Raw genomic sequence first — 2834 nt, forward strand, 5'->3', positions numbered from 1 at the left:
TTACCACCCAGAAAGTCGCTTAAAGTTTCGTCCAATATTTGGGGTTCACTTCATGGCGGCTATTTTTGTTAGGCGAGTACTTGAACGCCAAGACCAATCAAGCCAGGGCCGGTGTGCACACCTAAAGCTGGCGAAACGTTACCGGTGAAAATGTGTTCAGCCTGTGGATAGAGTTCATGTAATTCTTTGGTGAATTGGGCGGCAATTTTGTGATTCGCACCATCGGCTACTGCTAAATTAAAGCGCGCAGCAGTGCCGATCGTGTCAGCAATCAATTTTTTCATTTTGAGCAATGTCTTTTTCTCACCACGGACTTTGGCCACGGGATAGTAAATGCCTTCATCGTCGCAGGAAATAATTGGTTTAATGTTCAAAAGGGTGCCGGCCATACCGGCAACACGACCAATGCGGCCACCTTTTTGCAAATAGGTTAAGGTTGGCACGTAGAAGAAGACTTTTGTGCGCTTAGCTACGGTGCGAATGCGGGCTTCAATTTCGACTTTATGCAAGCCTTCTTCGCTGAGCTGTGCAGCTAAAATCGCAGTTAATCCACTGGCAATACCGATGTTCTTGGTGTCGATCACGCTGACATCAAGTCCCGAAATACGGGCGGCAAGTTGGACTTGCTGGAAGGTGCCTGACAAACCACTAGAGATGCAGATAGCAATGACTTCGGTGAAACCGTCTGCCTTGATATCGTCAAAAGCTTTAGCAATCAAATCGCCAGTTGGTGAGGCGGTTTTTGGCACTTCTTTTTCTAGATTGGCGTAGACTGTGTCTGGATCGATCGTCACTTTATCTAAATAAATCGCATCATGATACATAATCGTCATTGGGACCATATACAGATGATGAGCGGCAATGAAGTCAGCTGGGACATCTGAACAAGAATCGACGAGAATGGCAACGTGTTGGTTAGGTTTAGTCATGGGCAATAGCTCCTTTTTTTTGGTTGGGTGCATGTCGTATTAGGTGCTTACTGATCAATTGATAAATGATCGTGGTGACGGCAGTTTGTTGTACTGCAGCGTCCCAAGTAAAGTCGTTACTGAATGGTAACGGAACGGTTTGTGCTAACTGTAATGACTGTAATTGTGTCGTGAAATTAGTGGCAAATCGATCATAGGCGGCTTGAGCAGACAAAGCGTTAAGTTCGCCGGTAAAGCCGCTGCGGATCATATCTAGTGGGAAAACGGTTTTTAATAGTGTCAAGGTGATGACTGCTGCTAAATGCTCACGCTGATACCGTTTCTTCACGGGCTTAAACATCACTTTATGTTTAACGTAATTATTGATCATGGCTGGCGTCACTGGATCAAGTTCTAACGGTGCTAAGTATTGATTGACTAAGCTAACCAGCTGCTCCATGTATAGATCAAAATCAGGAAAGTCATTCCACAGTGGTAGTTGTAAAGTCTGCAATTTGGACAACCAGGTTTGAAAATCAATTGTTTGTGTTGGCATGTCGCTGTCCTCACTTAATTATTTGATTATTGATAGTATAGTCTTATGATATAGTTTTGTAAACTAGATTGCATGATTAAGAAAATCATAAGATGTGAGATTGGTATAAATTAATCACGCATATGGTAAAACTTGTGTCGGTCGCACGGAACTTCTAAAATGAAAGCATTAAGGAATGGAGGCAACACATGACTGAAAAATTAACCATGGCGGTGATCGGCTTTGGCAAAAGCGCCACTCGCTATCATTTACCCTACCTGATGCTACGGACTAAGCTCCAGGTTAAATGGGTATATGCACGGCACTTAAATAAGCGGCCAGCGCAACAAGATTTTTATCAACAGCAAGGTGTGAACTTTACTGATGACGTGACCACCGTTTTAAATGACGCAAGCGTCAAGTTAGTGACGATCTGTTTGCCACCAGCGTTGCATTTTGAATTTGCTAAGCGCTGTTTGGAAGCCGGTAAAAATGTACTAGTGGAGAAGCCCTTTACCAGTACTGTAGCGGAGGCCCAAGAATTATTTGCTTTGGCACAGCAACGGGGTTTACTGGTGATGCCTTATCAAAATCGCCGGTTCGATGGCGAATTTTTAGCGTTACAGCAAGTATTACAGGTGGGATATCTTGGCGAACCGCTGGAATTGGAATCACACTTTGATCATTATCGGCCAGATCATACTGCAAAACAGGGCACGCCAGCAGATGGTGCTTTTTATGGGTTAGGCAGTCATTTAGTTGATCAAGTTGTTGCCTTATTCGGCCGGCCACAGCAGGTGAGCTACGATATCCGCGCGCAACAAAATCCCGCAAGTACCGTTGACGATTATTACGATGTCAGCTTGTTTTACCCTAATTTCAAAGCAACAGTTAAAAGTAGTTCATTAGTCGCGCAGCCATACCCAAGGTTTATTTTGCACGGTACGCAAGGCAGTTTCATTAAGTACGGTATTGATCAGCAAGAAAATGATTTAAAGGCTGGTTTGACGCCAGCTGCAGCCGGTTTTGGTGATGATAGTCCGAAGCTTTTTGGCGAGCTCAATTATCAGAATGCCAATGGTGATTGGATCAACAAGCAGTTACCGACGCCGCGTGGTGATTATGGGCGCGTGTATGATAGCTTATATGACAGTATTCTGCATGGCGCCGCACCATTGGTTAGTGAAGAAGAGGCGATTACCGATTTAGAAATTCTGGCTGCTGGTTTCAGTCAGTTGAGCCCAAGCATTTATCAACTATAAGCAAAATAACTTTAATTACCGCGGTTAATTTTTGATCGCGGTTTTTTATTGCATTATTTTTATATAAAATATAATGCCGAGTTTACAATTGAAGTGCAACACCCAATGAACTAGACCAACTATAGACAA

Annotated in this window: 3 protein-coding genes; 1 reads left to right on the forward strand and 2 read right to left on the reverse strand. The window is 43.6% G+C overall.

The annotated features are described in order from the left end of the window. Nucleotides 1-68 precede the first annotated feature (68 nt). A complete protein-coding gene (locus EKM80_RS14660) occupies nucleotides 69-929 on the reverse strand; it encodes a DegV family protein (protein ID WP_125554411.1) in 861 nt (286 codons plus the stop codon). Further along, nucleotides 922-1464 (reverse strand): DUF1836 domain-containing protein, encoded by a 543-nt coding sequence (locus EKM80_RS14665; protein WP_125554413.1) that lies wholly within the window; start codon nucleotides 1462-1464, stop codon nucleotides 922-924. The genes EKM80_RS14660 and EKM80_RS14665 overlap by 8 nt, the downstream gene beginning before the upstream one ends. A 188-nt stretch (nucleotides 1465-1652) precedes the next feature. Between EKM80_RS14665 and EKM80_RS14670 the strand changes: the two genes are divergently transcribed. Then, entirely contained in the window at nucleotides 1653-2705 is a 1053-nt protein-coding gene (locus EKM80_RS14670; protein ID WP_125554415.1) for an oxidoreductase, read from the forward strand. Nucleotides 2706-2834: the final 129 nt, after the last annotated feature.

The organism is Loigolactobacillus jiayinensis, from assembly GCF_003946445.1.
In the GTDB taxonomy this organism is placed as follows: Bacteria; Bacillota; Bacilli; order Lactobacillales; family Lactobacillaceae; genus Loigolactobacillus; species Loigolactobacillus jiayinensis.

What these genes read in the sequence shown, in the direction of transcription:
- EKM80_RS14660 (WP_125554411.1), bottom strand. Translation starts at nt 929, where the DNA reads ATGACTAAACCTAACCAACACGTTGCCATTCTCGTCGATTCTTGTTCA.
- EKM80_RS14665 (WP_125554413.1), bottom strand. Translation starts at nt 1,464, where the DNA reads ATGCCAACACAAACAATTGATTTTCAAACCTGGTTGTCCAAATTGCAG.
- EKM80_RS14670 (WP_125554415.1), top strand. Translation starts at nt 1,653, where the DNA reads ATGACTGAAAAATTAACCATGGCGGTGATCGGCTTTGGCAAAAGCGCC.